The sequence below is a fragment of the Streptomyces sp. NPDC001668 genome (assembly GCF_042893155.1).
Taxonomy (GTDB): domain Bacteria; phylum Actinomycetota; class Actinomycetes; order Streptomycetales; family Streptomycetaceae; genus Streptomyces.
The window spans coordinates 310,288-326,956 of sequence record NZ_JBIAUQ010000004.1 but is presented as its reverse complement, the minus strand read 5'-3'; the positions used below and the strand labels follow the sequence as shown (position 1 = coordinate 326,956).

The 16,669-nt window shown below is 70.4% G+C and carries 5 protein-coding genes; 1 reads left to right on the top strand and 4 read right to left on the bottom strand.

The features are described from left to right. Positions 1–32: 32 nt before the first annotated feature. The 4 genes from ACFYZ8_RS14775 to ACFYZ8_RS14760 form a co-directional block, all read right to left on the bottom strand. Positions 33–1,124, bottom strand: a complete 1,092-nt coding sequence (locus ACFYZ8_RS14775) for a DNA helicase (protein ID WP_388532658.1) — start codon at positions 1,122–1,124, stop codon at positions 33–35. Continuing rightward, positions 1,121–2,974 (bottom strand): DrmB family protein, encoded by a 1,854-nt coding sequence (gene drmB, locus ACFYZ8_RS14770; RefSeq protein ID WP_388532656.1) that lies wholly within the window; start codon positions 2,972–2,974, stop codon positions 1,121–1,123. Before drmB ends, ACFYZ8_RS14775 begins: the two co-directional genes overlap by 4 nt. Then, the gene (locus ACFYZ8_RS14765; RefSeq protein ID WP_388532654.1) at positions 2,971–6,117 is read right to left on the bottom strand and encodes a helicase-related protein; all 3,147 of its coding nucleotides are present in this window, start codon (positions 6,115–6,117) and stop codon (positions 2,971–2,973) included. Before ACFYZ8_RS14765 ends, drmB begins: the two co-directional genes overlap by 4 nt. A 70-nt stretch (positions 6,118–6,187) precedes the next feature. Then, positions 6,188–9,727, bottom strand: coding sequence for a sigma-70 family RNA polymerase sigma factor (locus ACFYZ8_RS14760; RefSeq protein WP_389049819.1), 3,540 nt, complete (start codon positions 9,725–9,727; stop codon positions 6,188–6,190). A gap of 601 nt (positions 9,728–10,328) precedes the next feature. Here ACFYZ8_RS14760 and ACFYZ8_RS14755 point away from each other — a divergent pair. Continuing rightward, positions 10,329–16,658: a protein kinase gene (locus ACFYZ8_RS14755; RefSeq protein WP_388532650.1), complete on the top strand. Its 6,330-nt coding sequence runs from the start codon at positions 10,329–10,331 to the stop codon at positions 16,656–16,658. Positions 16,659–16,669: the final 11 nt, after the last annotated feature.

Here is a 16,669-nt window from a genome sequence, read left to right as displayed (position 1 = left end):
GGCGCCGATCGTCGGCGGCCGGACCGCGTTCGTCATCCGCGCAGCAGGTCACCTGGTCCCACCTGCGCGCACAGAGGCGGCTCCGTTTCCCCCTCGTACGCGAGATGGAGTTCACATCGGGCCCGGGTCGCCAGTACGTAGTACGTCATGCGCAGGGCGGCCGAGGTGGGATCGATCGCCGCGTCCGTGTGAGTATCGGGGATGACGACAGTGTCGAAGCCCAGTCCTTTGGCGCTCGCCCGGTGGACGAGCACGATCCCCGGGCGGCCGAGATCCAGCGTGCGATAGCGGCCTTGTCCCGCACGGGCCCGGGAGGTGTACAGCTGTGGTTTCAGCCTCGGTGCTCTGCGCTCCAGACTGCCGAGCAGGGAGAACTGCGTGTGGGTGGAGTTCACGATCACACCGATGCTCTGCTGCGGGTGCCGCTGCGCCAGCAGGATCAGCAGATCGGTCGCGCCGTGGGGCGGCAGACGGTGCAGTCGCGGTGGTGGCCCTTCGTGTTCGGGGAGGGCAGGCAGACCGGTGCCCGTGTGGAAGTGGGCGGCGAAGGTCGCGATCTGGCGGGTGTTGCGATGGTTGCCGTCAAGTTCGATACGTGTGCACCGGCCCAGCCGCTCGGCGATCTCGGTGAGTGTGGAGTTGGTGTCGGTCAGCCGCTGACACTCGTCCGCGAACACCGTTGTGCGCGCTCCAAGCAGCCGACAGAGACGATAGAACTCCGGGGGCAGGTCCTGGCCCTCGTCGACGACCAGGGCGAGTCCGGGTACCGGTCCGGTCTCCGCGGCGCGTGCGTAGAAGGCGGGCCAGTCGAACCAGCCGTCGGCATCGCGTGGGGGCGGTCCGCCGTACCACTCGGTGAGCCACGCGTGCGCGGTCGCCACGCGCACACTGCGGTCCGCGGGGCCGAGCGCGTGTACGGTCGCGGCCAGTGACTGGCGGAGCAGATTGGACCGCGTCAGCAGCACTGCCGGGGTTCCGGTGAGGGCGAGCATGATGGCCCGCTGGGCCGCAAGGAGGCTTTTGCCGCTGCCGGGCGGGCCGCTGATCAGGTGATTGCCGTCGAAGGGGAGGTTTTCGAGGCAGCCGCGCTGTTCCGGTACGAGGTCGAGGTAGGTGAGGGTCACATCTCCTCCAGGGCGTGCGCCGCGGCGCTCCGGGCGGCCGTGACGATCGACTCGAGGTAGCCGGGTACCTGTTCACCGCCGATGACGAGAGCCCGGTCGAGGAGGGTGTTGCCGGTCTCGCAGCTCGTCTCGGGCAGCAGGGCGCAGGCATGGCAGGCCGCGCGGTTGAGGTTGCCGAAACCCTGGCCGGTGTGTTCGGCGCAGAGCGGGTCCGCGGAGCACCAGGCGGCGGCTTCGGTCATCCGCAGCAGGGTCTCTGCGAGGCGCGGCGGCTCACCCTGCTGCACAAGCCCGCCGAGCGTGCCTTCGGCGTCTCCCGCGGCGGTGTAGACGAGGATGCCGTACTGGTCCTGTTCGGGACGGGCGTAGACGCGTTCGCGCAGGCTGGCCGTCGTGTAGCCGGATTCGAAGGAGAGCTGGCGGATCAGCAGATGGGCGAGGGTGTGCAGGAGGACGAAGCGCGGGGAAAGTTCCTCGCCGGTGAGAGCCTGGAGCCGGTCCTTCTGGAAGGACCGGTCGAAGTCCGCGCGCATGCCGTCGACGCGCCGCCGCACGTCTTCGTCCCCTTCCCACGCGGTGAGGTCGTTCTTGTCGAGGGTGAGAAGGATGCCTTCGCCGAAGACTTCGACGGCAGGGAGCCATTTGAGGCGCCGGGAGGTGTCGGCGGGGACCAGGGTCGCGTCCGGGGAGACCCTGCTGAAGCCGGACAGGGCGCGTACCTCGCGCAGCCGGTCGACGAGGACGACACGTCCGATGCGGCGGTGCAGGCCCGCCCACGGTTCGGCGGTCTCCTGTCCGAGTCCGAGGCTGGTCTCGCGCAGTGCGAAGTCGCGGGTGGCGGGCATGGCGGGCGCGGTGAAAGCGGTCCATTCCTCGCGGCTGAGGTCGGGACGGGCCGGAGCCGTCGCCGGATCGGATGATGTGGCTGGCAGGGGCTGCCCGGTCTCCTCCGCGAGCATGGCGTCGAGGAGGCGGTCGTCGGCGCCGGTGTCCTCCTGGATCATCGTGCGGAAGACGTCGGCGCGCGGGGTGCCGGCGACCCGGCAGAGCGACACCCACAGGTCGTGCTCCCGGACGCGCCCGGCGAGTTCTTCGTCGTCGTGCGACGCGGGGGTGTCCGACTCGGGGATGTCGAGTGCCGAGTGCACGACCGGGTAGTACAGGTTGCCCGCCGTGCGCTGAACGACCTGTACGGGCATCGCACACTCCACGGCTTCGTTGGCCCGCTGCCAAGGGTTGCGTCCCGAGCAGCGCATGCCGTGGGTGCCGAGGATGTCGAGCAGGTCGCGGGAGGCCCCGCACCCCTGGGCCGTGCAGGTTACGGAGAGCGCTTCGAGGCCGGAGGCGCGCTCGGACACGAGGAACCGGAGTTTCTCGCGTTCGCCGCACTGGCGCCGTTCGCCGGCCTCTTGCCGCGAGTGTGCCCAGAACCACCAGTCGATGTCGCCCAGGTGCCCGGCCGCGCAGATCTGCACGAACCGCATGGGGGCGAGGGTCCGGCCGGGTGAGCAGGACGGGCAGCGGGGCGGCTGTCCCGGCTTTTCGTCGGCGATGCGCCACCGCTTCATGCGGCGGCAGGACCCGCAGAACAGCCAAGAGGGGAAGCGGATGTAGGGGGCTCCGGGGGCATCGGGGGTGTCGAAGCGGTCGTTGGCCGTGGAGGGCGCGGCGTAGAAGCCGGTGACGCCGAGCCGGCCCGCGAGCCGGGGCGACTCGACACGCTGTCTGCCCTTCTGCGGCCAGTCGCCGATGCCGGTGGCGACGAACGACTCGCCCTGGATGTCGAAGACGGCTCCGACTCCGAACGGCAGAACGGTCTGCGACTGACGTACGCGGAGTGTGCGGTTCACAGGTCGGCTCCCTTCACCGTCACCTGGCATTCCCGGTCGACGTTGCGCATGGAGTTCGGTGTCTCCCAGAGGCCGTAGCGTTGCTCGAAGCTCTTGATCAGGTTGGACTGCCCCTTCCCCTGGCTGCGGTAGTACAGCTCGCGGCCGTCCTTGCGGGCCTCGCGCGCGGCTTCCTCCCAGTCGGCCAGGAGCTCGGTGAGTTCCTTGCGCACGGCGTCGGCGGCATGGGGCTCACCGGCAGCGGCTCGCCCGGCCAACTCGCTGACCATGGCTTCCGCTTCGGGCAACCGGTCGAGGATGTGCCCGGCGCGGTTCTCGGCGGCGAGGCCGAGGCGGTGGCGTACGAGGATGACGAGCGCCGCGTGCAGGGCGCGCCGACGTGAGGGGACGGACCAGGGGGTGACGCTGGTCGGTTCGACGTGGCGGTACAGGGAGCGGTGGTAGACGTCGAAGGTCTCGTAGTGCGAACGGTCCCTGGGGCGGGTGGCGTTGAAGAAGGTGACGACGAGACCGGGTACGGTGTGCCGGCCCACCCGGCTGGTGGCCTGGATGTATTCGGCCGTCGTCTTGGGCTGTCCCTGCATGAGCATCAGCGCGAGCCGCTTCACGTCGATACCCACGGACAGCATGTTGGTGCAGGGCAGGAACGACACCGACTGCGGATCGTCCCACGGCTTTTCCAACCGGTCGAGGAGCACGGGCTGTTCGGCGCGCGGCAGGTTGCTTGTGAGCTCCTGCACCTGATGGTCCGGCAGTTCCCTGACTCCCGAACCCGAGTCCAATGACGTGAGCTGTGCGGGGATGTCGTCGGCCGCCGCCGTGACCGTTCGGCCGAGTTCGCGCAGGCTGTGGTGGTAGGCGACCAGCGTCCAGTAGGCGTCCCGGTGCTCCTCGGGCAGTTCGTAGGCGCCCTGGAGCATTGCGGCGGCGGTGGCGACCGCTGCGCGGCCGGCCGTGTGTCCCTGGGCCATGACGCCGAGGTAGCGGCGGCCGGGCCGGGACGTGTCGGGTTCGGCGAAGTAGGAGTGGCGGGCGTCGAGCCCGGCGGGTGGAAAGAGCTGGGCGCCGCTGCCGTAGAGGGCGCGGATCTGCTCGCCGGAGCGGCGGATCGTGGCCGTGGACGCCACGACCTTGGGTCCGATGCCTTCGCGGTCGGTGCACAGTCCGAGCACGGCCGCCTCGTACAGGCCGACGGTGGTGCCGAGCGGACCGGTGAGCAGGTGCAGCTCGTCCTGGATGACGAGGGACGGCGGGGGGTTCCCGGTGTCCGCGCCGAACAGCCGTCCCGAGCGCGGTTCCCAGGCGAGCCGGGCGAATTTGTCCACCGTGCCGAGAACGAACGTGGGCGGCCGGTCGTACAGCTGTTCGTCGACGACGGCGACGGGCAGCTCATCGTGGAAGGCGCACTGGTCGCGTGGGCAGAAGAACGCGAAGGAGCCGGCGGTGGCGCGCACTCCGTAGTCCCCGATGTCGGGCGACTTGTGGGCGGGCATGATGCGTGTGCCGCACCAGGGGCAGCGGTCGAGGATGAAGACGTCGTCGGGCCGGGCCGCGCCCCGCACATCGTCGAAGACGGCGCGAGCCTTCTCGTACGAGTTCGGGGAGGTGGCCTCACCCACCCACAGGCCGATGGAGAAAGGCTCGTCCCCGTAGGGAGCGGGGTCGGCGCGGCGCAACGTCTCCAGTGCGCAGATGGTGGTGGCCGCGCGCTGGAACTGCTGGGTGGTGAGCAGGCTCAAGGTGTAGCGGCTCAGCACCGCCGTGCCCCCGCCGTCCGCCTCACGCCGACGAAGCACCATGGCGAAGGCGGCCAGCAGCAGATAGGCCTCCGTCTTGCCGCCGCCGGTCGGGAACCAGATCAGGTCGGTGGTCTCCCGGTGAGGGTGCTTGGGGTCGGCCACACCGTCCAGGGAGAGCAGGAAGAACGCGAGCTGGAAGGGCCGCCACACGGTATCCGGGCTGGGTTCCGGGTCGAGGAGCACCGGGTCACGGCGGGCGCGGCGTTCGCCTGCCTGGTCCCGGGCAGAGTGGCGCATCTGAAGGGCCATCGCTCGGTTCGCTGTGCGGAAGGCGTGCAGCAGTTCAGGGCGCGCCGGATCGCAGAGGGTACGGACGCCGGACTCGATCCGGGTGACGGCCGCGCTGATACGGGCCAGGACGCGGTTGGCGGCGTCACGGCCCCACGCGGGGACCTCGGTGTTCAGCTGTCCCACGTACCAGGCTCGGTAGTCGGCGGCGAACTCGGCGAGCTCCTCGTGGAGTTGGGCAAGCGGTACCGCCGGATCGGCGAGGTGGAGCACGTTCAGGACGGGGGAGCCGGTGAAGCCGGCCGCCCGGACACCGCTGACCTCTGCCTCGGGCATGACGGCGACCCTGAGAGCCACGACCGCCCGCTCACCGATCTCGCCGTTTTCGCCGCTCTCGGCGTACCGTTCCTCGACCGCGCATCCGTGGCCCACGGCGTGTGTACGGACGTGCCGGTACTGAAGACGCAGCTCCTGTTCCTCCAGGTCACGGCTGGCTAGCCGCACGCTCGGGTAGGGCAGGACATTGCCGTCGGCAGGCCTCGCCTCCAGCTCCACTTGGAAGAGCATCCGGTCCCATTGCGCGGCCTTGCCGAGCGCCTGTTCGTGGTGGGCGGTGTTGACGAGAGCCACGGTGACGAGCTGCCCGGAGCCGAAGGCGCGCCTGCGGACACGGATCTCGGCACGTCCGTCGAGCACAGGCACATGGTTCCGGTCGGGTCCGAGCGCGTGGGTCTCCTCGGGCAGGGGGACGCGTTGCCAGCGACGGCCCCGCTCCCCGGTTGCGGCAAGGGTCTTGTAGCAGGCTCCGGCGCAGCGGACGTCGATGGTCGTGGCGTCGGTGTAGAAGCTGAGGCCGAGTGAGGACGGCAGCCAGGAATTGGCTTCGGGCACGGGGTCCCCCGCGGGTGTCGTGTCCTCGGCACCGCCCTCCGTGCCGGCGCCCTCCAGCTCTTCGGCGGCGAGGTCCAACTGCCGTTGCAGGTCGGCCTCCTGCGGATACAGGGTGCCCATGAGGTATTCGCGGTCGGGCGGGGCCTCGAGCAGCTCGTGCTCCCCCAAGGCCGGGCCGACAAGTCGGCGGTGCAGGGAGGAGACGAGTTCGTGTCTGGGGTCCATGGCCGTGCTCCTGAAGCGGTACGAGTGGGCAGGGTGCTGGGTGTGGGGCGGGGATGCCGGGAGTGCGGTGTCAGGACCTTCGCCAGCGGTTGCGGAGTGTGGAGCGGTCGGCGGCGGCTTCAGTTTCGGCGGCGAGCTGTTGCTGCAGCTCGGTGATGCGGGCCCAGGCGTCGTGCTCGATCTGCGCGATCCGTGCCGCGGCCAGCTGTTCGGCTGCCGCCACCTGGGCCGAGGCCTGCTGCTGTGCGGCCTGTAGAGCCGCGTCGCGCTCGGCAAGCAGGATCTCGGCCTGGCGCAGTCGCTGCTCCAGGCCCGCGATACGGGCCTCCCCTTCCTCCCGGTAGCGCCGCAGCCACTGGGCAGTTTCTTCCGCCCGCCGCTGGGCCTCGTTCGCCCGCTGGTACAGCACCGCTGCCCGTTCCTCGGACGTGCTCGCCCTGTGCTCCGCATCGTTCGCGCGCTGTTCGGCCGTACGGGCGACTTGCTCGGCCTCCTTGGCGCGCTGCTCCGCCCGGGTGCCGCGCTCACCGGCTGCGGCCAGGGCTGTCCGTGCCGCGCGCTCCCTCTGCTCGGCGTGTTCGGCTCGGTCGGCCAAGGCCTGCTGCGCCTCGCGATGCCCGTCCTCGAGGCGCGCGATCCGTTCCTCCGTCTGAGCGCGCAGGTGCTGCTCCTTGCGGAGGAGAGATCTGTCCGTGCGATGCAGCAGCGTCTCCTCCAGGGCGTCGAGCCGGCGTGCTGCGTCTGCTTGGGCAGCAGCGACCCTGGCGTCGCCGGCCGACCGTTCCTCGGCCAGTTGCCGTCGGTGTTCGTCCCGTGCGCGCGTCAGTTCTGCCTCATGCTCACGGTGTGTGTCAGCGAGGTGCTGCTCGGCTTCGGCACAGAGTCTTGCCCGCTCTTCCTCGGCCTCCGTGAGCGCCTGGGCGAGCTGCCGGTCCGCCTTCGCCTGAAGTTGGACGAGTTGCCGCACGGTGTCCGCGCGGGTGGGCATCGGGCCTCGCCCAGCAGCCGTGGCGACGGGACCCGACTGCCTTTCGGCCTCCTCGCGGGCAGACTCAGGCACTGGCCGCCGTCCTGCCTTGACCAGCGACATAGGCTTTTGGGCGGTGGCCGCGATATCTCGCCGCTGCGGGTCGTCGGTCGAGGGGTGGTCTGGGACGAGCGGCAACTGCGGTTGCTCTTCACCTTGGAGTCCTGCGCTCAGCGGCATGGTTGCGGTCTGCACCCAGTCGCTGTCCGTCTGCACGTACGGCGGACCGGCGGCGACAGGCAACGTGTTCTGCTGCGGCAACCCGAGACGGGTGTCAGCACGCTCCCCCGGCTGACCGAGCGCGTCCGTCCCGAGGTCGTGCGGCGAAGCCACCGCATCCTCCCCCGGTGCGTTGCTTACGCTCGTCGACACGCGATCGGGCCCTGAATACGGCTGTGCCGTGGGGCCGCCCGGTGCAGCGTCGGCGGGCACCAATTCAGGGGCAGGCCGAGAGGACAGCTCAGCGACGAACTCCCGCAGGGCCGCACGGACCGCCAGGCGCGGCTCACTGTGCACCAGCGGCCGCTCAGCCAGATAAGTTCGAGGGGACACCCCACGCAGTTCCGCGGACGGGCGCTCGAAGAAGTCCTCGGGCGTCAGCCCAGCCTTCTTCACGGCGTCGCAGACGTTGCGCAACACCTCCAGGGCCTTGACCACCGACCGGTCGAGCACCCCTCGTTCCCGCACGGCCCGCACGACGGCGTCGGCGGGGTACGGACCGAGCAACACGGTGAGCTGCACATGCCCCATCGCGAGCAGCGCGTATTCGGCGAGCCAGGCCACTCCCCCGCCGAACTCGGTCGGCATCCGCAGCGCCTTCCGCCAGTCCGCCGTGTACCGCGCGGATGTGGGAGGCTCGGTTGCCGACGGCCCGCTCGCCTCGATGGCAGCCGGTGTTGCGGGTGAATGCCGCGGGGCCGGCTCCGCCGCTGCCGTGAGCCGTTTCGCCGATTCGTTTCCCGTCCCAGGGCCGTCTGCGGTGACCGACCCGGCCCTCTGCTGCGGCAGCGGCCGGCGATCATCCGGGCATTCCTGGGAGCGCCGTTCCGCCTGTTCCTCCGGTTCAGCCATGAGAGCCCCCGCCGGTATGTCACCAGGTGTGGCGGGGTCTGTTGCGGTCTCCGCCGCCGCGGTCTCCGCTCCCCGGCGTTCGGCGGCGGTCGTCTGCGCCGTTTCTGCCGTCTGCTCCGGTACTTCCCGCGTGGCGTCGTGTAGTGCGGCAGGGCGCAGCTTGTCAGGTGCCCGCCTCTTCCCGGAGTTCTGCCCGCGTGCCCTTGTCCTCGCGCCGACTTCACCACTCGAAGCCTGTCTGCCGACGGGGTCACGAGCCTCAGGGTCCGACTCCTCGTCGTACCCGTACGCGGTGGTGAGGCCGGCCGTCCGAAGCCGCTGCTTCAAGAGGGGCAGCGTCTTGACTTCGATCTGCCGGATGCGCTCCCGGGTCACCCCGAACTCCCGCCCCAGCTCGTCCAGGGTCAGGGTCTCGTCCCCGTCCAGGCCGAGGCGCCGGACGAGAATGCGGGCCTCGCGTTCGGAGAACGTGGCAACCACATCCATGATCTGCTCCAGCAGCATCGCGTCGAGCACGACCTTCTCCACCGGCGGCAGTGGATTCGTCCACCCGATCAGGTCGCCGAGAGTGACCCCGTCCCCGATGACACGGTCGAGGGAGTCGGTGCGACGGCTCAGCTTCCGGGCTTCCTCGACCTTCTGCATGGTCATGTCGCAGTACACGGCGACGTCGGCGACTCCGGCGGGCAGCCCCCGCACCGCGAGGGTGCGCTCCGCCAGCGCCACCTTGCGAATCTGCTCGTGCATATGGACCGGGATACGGATGACGGCGCCCTCGTCCGCGATGGCCCGGCTGATCGACTGTCGGATCCACCAGGTGGCATACGTCGAGAACTTGAAGCCCTTGGAGGGGTCGAACTTCCGCGCCGCCCGCATCAGGCCCAGCGCGCCGTGCTGGAACAGGTCGTCGTAGTCCAGCCCCTGTTCCAGATACCGGGGCGCCATCTTGTGCACGAGTCGCTGGTTGTGCAGGACGAGACAGTCGCGGGCGCGGATCCGAAGGTCGTCGTGCGGCAGGCCGCTCAGGGTGGCGTCGTCGGGTTCCTCGCCCACGTGGTCGGATCCGCCCCTTACCAGCACGGCGAGTCCGACTTCCGCCTCTGCGCTCAGCAGGCGCGTGTCCGGCCGCCGCCGGAAGCGGTCGTTCTCCAGGACGGTGAGCGCGGCGGCTACTGCGGCCGTGAGGTCGCCGAGGTCGCCTCCGGTTGTCGTCTGCGGCAGGGGAAGGGGCTCGTCTTCCGGAACGTCCACCAGTTCGTGCGCCTCGGCGTCGGTGAGGTCGTCATCGGCCACCGAGGCTGCTGCCTCACTTCTGACCGTCTCCCTCTCGGCCACCCCACCCGCGACCGCCGCCTCGGCGGTCATGACGGCCTCACCCCGGATCCGCGCCCCGGCCCGCAGGGCCGCCGCGTCCCGAGCGTCGAGTCCGGCCAGCCGGGCCACGCCGTCCAGGGCGCGCGGAGTCACATATCCCTCGGCGTCGGCATAACGGTCCAACAGGGCCCGAACCACGTCACCGGAAGGTAAGGCGGGAGTGGACACAAATTCTTCACGAATCCGTGCAACCTTTTCCGCATTCGAGCCGTCACCGTCTGCATGCGCCACCGCCCTCAGGACGGGCAGCCCCAGCCCGGCCAGCTCCTCTCGAAGCCGCTCCCGCTCGACGCCACCGAGCCCCAGCGTGCGGACCTGCTCCATGAACACGGATTCTGGTACTCCGCCGTCCACAGCCGCATGGCGCAGCCGGGTCAGCAATCCGGCCAGAGCGGCCTTGAGTCCGACCCCGTCAGCCGTCCGACCACCTTGGGTTCCACCCGCAGCACGGCCGGATTCCCGCCCCGGCGTAGCGCCTGGCGCCCCGGACCCTCCTGCCGACTGGTGTCCCACACCACCCACCCCCCTCCCCGATGACACAACACAGCGTATGGTGACGTGTTGACGATGTCAACGGACTGAAAGCGTTCCACGGGCCACCCACTTCGTGTACGGTTGCGGACACCGGACTCCCGCTCTGCCACGATGAGCAGTGCGCGACGAATGTAGGGGGCACGTTCCGTTTTCCCGCCTTGAGCGCGAGGCAGGAACGGGACGACAGAGGACGAGGGGAGCGGCAGTGAGCCAGGAGCTGCTGGACGGCAGGTTCCGCATCGGGCATGTCATCGGCAAGGGCAACATGGGTGAGGTTCACCGGGCCGAGGACCTCCAGGCAGCTGAGGGCACCGCTGAGCGCACGGTCGCCGTCAAGACCATCCTGCGCCGCCGCACGGGCACCCGGATCGACACCGGCGCCGATCCCAAGGCCACCGAACGTTTCGCCCGCGAGGTGCGCATCATGCGTCGCCTCGACGACCCCAACCTCACGCGCATCGTCGCCGGTGGGGTAACCGGGGACCAGGACGGTCTGCCCTACCTCGCGATGGAGTTCCTGGAGGGCGAGACGCTGCGCGACCTCATCGAGGAGGAACGACAGCTCCCCGTCACCTGGGCCGCGGCCATCGGCGCCCAGATCGCGTCCGGTCTCGCCGCAGCGCACGCCGCCGACGTGGTCCACCGCGACCTCAAGCCCGCCAACGTCATGCTCACCCAGGGCGGCACGGTCAAGGTCCTCGACTTCGGCATGGGGCGCATCGTCGACGACCCGGACGAGGCCCGGCTGACCAGCACCGGCGTCACTGTGGGCACCGCCCGCTACATGGCTCCGGAGCAGTTCGAGGCCAAGCAGGTCACGCAGGCCGCCGATCTGTACGCCCTCGGATGTGTGATCTACGAGATGCTGGTGGGCGTACCGCCGTTCACCAGCGAGTCGCCCTTCGAGCTCGCCGCCAAGCACACGCGCGAAGAGCCGACGCCCATCACCCTCATCCGCAGCGAGATCCCTGCGGAACTCGCCCGGCTCGTCGACCGGTTGCTCGCCAAGGACCCGGCGGCACGTCCCGCGGACGCCGTGGCCGTACGCGACGCGCTGCTTCCGCTGGCCAGGCAGGACGGGGACAATCCCCGGCTGCCGCACTGGAGCGCCCTGGACCCGACCCGCCCGCTGCGTGATCCCGCGGCCCAGGCCCCCGCAGGGCAAGCCACCGCCGCGAACCCGGAGCCGATGCCGGTCGCCGCCTCAGGCGGGGACATGGACGTCTTCGGCGTCCACCGCACGCTCATCAGGGACTACCGCTCCTTCACCGAGGGCGGCACCGTCATCCGCGACGACCGCATCGCCGCGTTCGTCGAGGACGACCTCAACAGCAAGTCGCAGTGGCCCGACCCGTGGCTGTCCCTGAACCCGTTCTTCCAGGGCGGCGGCACGGTGGTCGAACTCGCCGGGCAGAAGGTGCTGCACGACGAGTGCGCCCGTATCTTCCAGGCGAGGAAGACCGAGGGCGGCACGGTCCCCGACGGCCGTCCGCTGACGCTCCATCAGCACCAGCGCGAGGCCATCGACGCCGCCGCGTCCGGTGCGTCGTACGTCCTGACGACGGGCACCGGGTCCGGCAAGTCCCTCGCGTACATCGTCCCCATCGTGAACAAGGTGCTCCACCAGCGGGACGCCGAGGGACCGAAGGCTCCCAAGCGGGTGCGGGCGATCATCGTCTACCCGATGAACGCCCTCGCCAACAGCCAGCTCAAGGAGCTGGAGAAGTACCTGCGCGACGGCTACGGCGCCGGCCGCGAGCCCGTCACCTTCGCCCGGTACACGGGCCAGGAGGACGACGAGAAGCGCAAGGAGATCCGCGACAACCCGCCGGACATCCTGCTCACCAACTACGTGATGCTGGAACTGATGCTGACCCGCCCGGCCGACCGGGCGAGCCTCATCAAGATGGCGCGGGGCCTGGAGTTCCTGGTCTTCGACGAGCTGCACACCTACCGCGGTCGGCAGGGCGCCGACGTGGCGCTGCTGATCCGCCGCGTCCGCGAGGCCTGCCAGGCGCAGGACCTGCAGTGCATCGGCACGTCGGCCACCATGTCGACGGAGGGCACGCTCGACGACCAGAAGAAGGTCGTCGCAGGAGTGGCGAGCACGCTGTTCGGTACGACTGTGCGCCCGGAGCACGTCATCGGCGAGACCCTGGTCCGCGCCACTCACGACACACCCGACGTCGTTCCCGCCGAGCGTCTGAGCTCCCCCGCCGCGCCGCGCGCTTACGACGATCTCGTGCGCGACCCGCTGGCCCGCTGGATCGAGACCCGCTTCGGCCTGGCCACCGACGACGCCACCGGGCGGCTCATCCGCCAGCAGCCCACGAAGATCGAGGTCGCGGCGAAGGAGCTGCACGAGCAGTCCGGAGTGGCCGAGGAGCAGTGCGTCGCCGCGATCCGCGCCACACTGGAGGCCGGTTCGCAGGCGCGGCACCCGGTGACCGAGCGGCCGCTGTTCGCGTTCCGGCTGCACCAGTTCCTCTCCAAGGGTGACACCGTGTACGTCACCCTGGAGGACAAGCTCTCGCGCCACCTCACCCGCTCGTACCAGCTCGAACAGCCGGGCAGTGACGGCAAGTTGCTGATGCCGCTGGCGTTCTGCCGGGAGTGCGGCCAGGAGTACCTGACGGTGTGGCGGACCGAGAAGGACGGCGAGGTCCGGTACGAGGCGCGCCGGGACACCTCCGCGACGGGCGGCCGGCAGGGCGACGGCTATCTGTACGTCGACCACGAGCGGGCGTGGCCGTCCAACGTCCAGTACGCCGTGGACGACCGCCGACTGCCCGAGTCCTGGCTGGAGCTGGACGACAAGGGCCAGGAGGTCGTGAAGAAGTCGTATCGCGACCGGGTGCCGCGTGCTGTCACCGTCGACCCCCGCGGCCGCGAAGGGAGCGGCGAACTCCACGCGGCGTTCGTCCCTTCCCCCTTCCTCTTCTGCCTGCACTGCGGGGTCGCGTACGAACAGACACGCGGCCGGGACTTCGCGAAGCTGGCGACACTCGACCAGGAGGGCCGGTCCTCCGCGACCTCGCTGATCTCCGCGTCGGTGGTGCGCTCGCTGAAGTCGGTGCCGGAGGAAACCCTGGACAAGGAGGCGCGCAAGCTCCTCACGTTCGTCGACAACCGGCAGGACGCGTCCCTCCAGGCGGGTCACTTCAACGACTTCGTGCAGATCACGCAGCTACGCGGGGCCCTGTACCGGGCGGCTTTGGACGCGGGCGAGGACGGCATCCACCACGAGGAACTGGCCTCGTCGGTGACAAACGCGCTCGCCATCGAACCGGCCGACTACACCGGCGAGAGCGATCTGCCGCCCTCCCTCGCCCGCAACGCCGCCAAGACCCTCCGTGACGTGATCGCCTTCCGGCTCTACCTGGATCTGGAGCGCGGCTGGCGCATCACGATGCCGAACCTGGAGCAGACCGGCCTGCTGGAGATCGCCTACGAGGACCTGGACTGGGTTGCGGCCAAGCAGGACCGGTGGGCGGGCACGCACGAGGCGCTGCGCGACGCCGACCCGGCGCTGCGGGCCGAGGTCATGAAGGCGCTGCTCAACGAGATGCGCCGGTCCCTCGCCATCGACGTCTCGTACTTCCGTGACGACTTCGACTCGCTCCAGCGGGCGAGCGAGGAGCGGCTAATCGACCCGTGGGTGCTGTCCGCCGCCGACAAGCCGAAGGTCGGCACGGCCTATCCGCACCCCTCCCGCCCCGGCATGGACCGCTCGGCTCTCTTCCTGTCGGCGCGCGGCAAGTTCGGCAAGTACCTGCGCCGCGCTGACACGTCGTTCAAAACGCTCGATCCGGCCGATCTCCAGCTGGTCATCGAGGAGTTGCTGAAGGTGCTGGCCAAGGCGGGCCTGGTGAAGGAGGTGACGGAGGCCCCGCAGCGCGCCGGCCGCTACCGCAGGTCCTCCGCCCCGGCCGCGACCGGCTACCGCGTGGCCGCCCAGTCCCTCGTCTGGCGTGCGGGCAGGGGCGAGCGGGGCACGCACGACCCGCTGACCCGCACCTACCAGAGCGGCGACGGCCCACGCGTCAACACCTTCTTCCGCGACCTGTACAAGGACGCGGCAGGCACCCTGTCCGGCCTGTTCGCGCGCGAACACACCGCGCAGGTCTCGCCGGAGGAGCGGGAGAAGCGTGAAGAGGCCTTCCGCAAGGCGGAGTTGAAGCTGCTGTACTGCTCCCCGACGATGGAGCTGGGCGTCGACATCTCCCAGCTCAACGCGGTGATGATGCGCAACGTGCCGCCCACGCCCGCGAACTACGCGCAGCGCTCGGGCCGCGCGGGCCGCAGCGGCCAGCCCGCCCTCGTGACCACATACTGCGCGACGGGAAACAGCCACGACCAGTACTACTTCCGCCGCTCGGAGCGCATGGTCGCGGGTGCCGTCGCCCCGCCGCGACTGGACCTCGCCAACGAGGACCTGGTGCTCTCCCACCTCCAGGGCATCTGGATCGCGGAGGCCGGCCTGAAGCTGGGCCGTGCCGTCCCCGAGGTGCTCGACGTGTCGTATCCGGACACGGGTGACCGTCCGAACCCCGCGCTGGAGCTGCTGCCGGACATCCTCGCGGCCTCCCTCGACGACAGCGCCCGGCGCCGCACCGTCGACGCCGCCCTGCGCGTCCTCGGCCCGCTCCTGCCCGACTTCGCCGACACCACGTGGTGGCACGACGACTGGATCCAGGACCGGGTGCGGACGGTGGCGACCCGCTTCGACCGGGCCTTCGACCGCTGGCGGCAGCTGTTCCGCTCCGCGCTCGACGACCAGTACATCCAGAACAGGCGCCGCCTCGACTACAGCCTCACCGAGGGCGACCGCGTCCGCGCCAACGCCCGCCGCCGCGAGGCCGAGACGCAGCTCAACCTCCTGATGAACGAGAGCGCCGACAGCAAGTCGGTCCTCTCCGACTTCAACCCGTACCGCTATCTCGCGTCCGAGGGCTTCCTGCCCGGATACAGCTTCCCGCGGCTCCCGCTCGCCGCGTACATTCCGACCGTCGGTCGCCGCCGCGGAGACGGCGACTACCTCCAGCGGCCGCGCTTCCTCGCGATCCGCGAGTTCGGCCCGGGTGCGCTGATCTACCACGAGGGCGCCCGCTACCAGGTGACCCGCATCCAGCTGCCGCCGGACTCCTCGGGCGAGCTGGCGACCAGCGAGGCCCGCCGCTGTGCGCAGTGCGGCTACCACCACGATCCGGAGCAACTGGAGGACCGCTGCGCCATGTGCCACGAGCCGCTGGGCGCGGCGACGTACGGTCTGCTGCACCTGCACACCGTGTATACGACGCGCCGTGAGCGGATCTCGTCCGACGAGGAGGAGCGGCGCCGCGCCGGCTTCAAGCTGGAGACGTCGTACCGCTTCCAGGACCACGGCACCCGCAAGGGCCGGCTGAACGCGGCGATCACTGACGCCTCGGGCGCGCCGCTCGCCGACGTGGCGTACGGCGACTCGGCGACCGTCCGGATCACCAACACCGGCCGGGTGCGCGCCAAGAGCGACGAGCCGGCCGGGTACTGGCTGGACCTCGCGGACGGCCGCTGGATGAACGACAAGGACGCGTCCGAGGCGTCCGGCGACTCCAGCGAGCTGCCCGTGATCGACGCGGACGGCAACGAGCGACGCCGCAAGAAGCGGGTCATCCCGTACGTGGAGGACCGCCGCAACATCCTCGTCGTCACCCTCGACGAGGCGCTGCCGGAGCCGGTCGCGCTCTCCCTGATGTACGCCCTGGAGCGGGGCATCGAGGCCGCGTTCGAGCTGGAGGACGCCGAGCTGTCCAGCGAGCTGCTGCCGCCGGACGACGGTCCCCGGGGCCGCATCCTGTTCACGGAGGCCGCCGAGGGCGGCGCGGGTGTGCTGCGCCGCCTCCAGGCGGAGGAGGACGCCCTGGGGAAGGCGGCCGTACGCGCCCTGGACATCTGCCACTTCGACGCGGACGGCACCGACCTGGGCGGCCCGCACCCGGACCGGCCGTGCGCGCTCGGCTGCTACGAGTGCCTCCTGACGTACGGCAACCAGCTCAACCACGCTCTCATCAACCGGCACTCGGTGCGGGACCTGCTGGTGCGGCTCGCGACGGCGAAGGCCCGGCGCGAGTCGCGCGGCGAGTCGCGCTCGGAGCAGTACCGGCGGCTGCTCGACCAGACCTCCCCCGCCGCCGAGCCGACGCCGGTCGAAGCGGCGGTCGAGGCGTCGGTAGAGGCGGCTTCGGCGGCCGAGTTGGCGGCTCAGGGTGACTTCCTGGGCTGGGCGAAGGCGCGCGGCCTGCGGCTGCCGGACGAACCGGGCTCGTTCCTCACCGAGGCGATGGCGACCCCCGACTACGTGTACCGCCTGCCCGGCGTGAACGTGGCGGTCTTCGTGGACCTGCCGGACATGGAGCAGGACACCTTCCGGGACGAGGACGCCGAGGACCGCCTGTTCAACGCCCGCTGGGACGTCATCCGTTTCGCACACGACGCCGACTGGGACGCCGTCGCCGCCGCCAACGCCCGCTACTTCGGCTCTCCGGCCGCCAACTGATCTCCCACCAC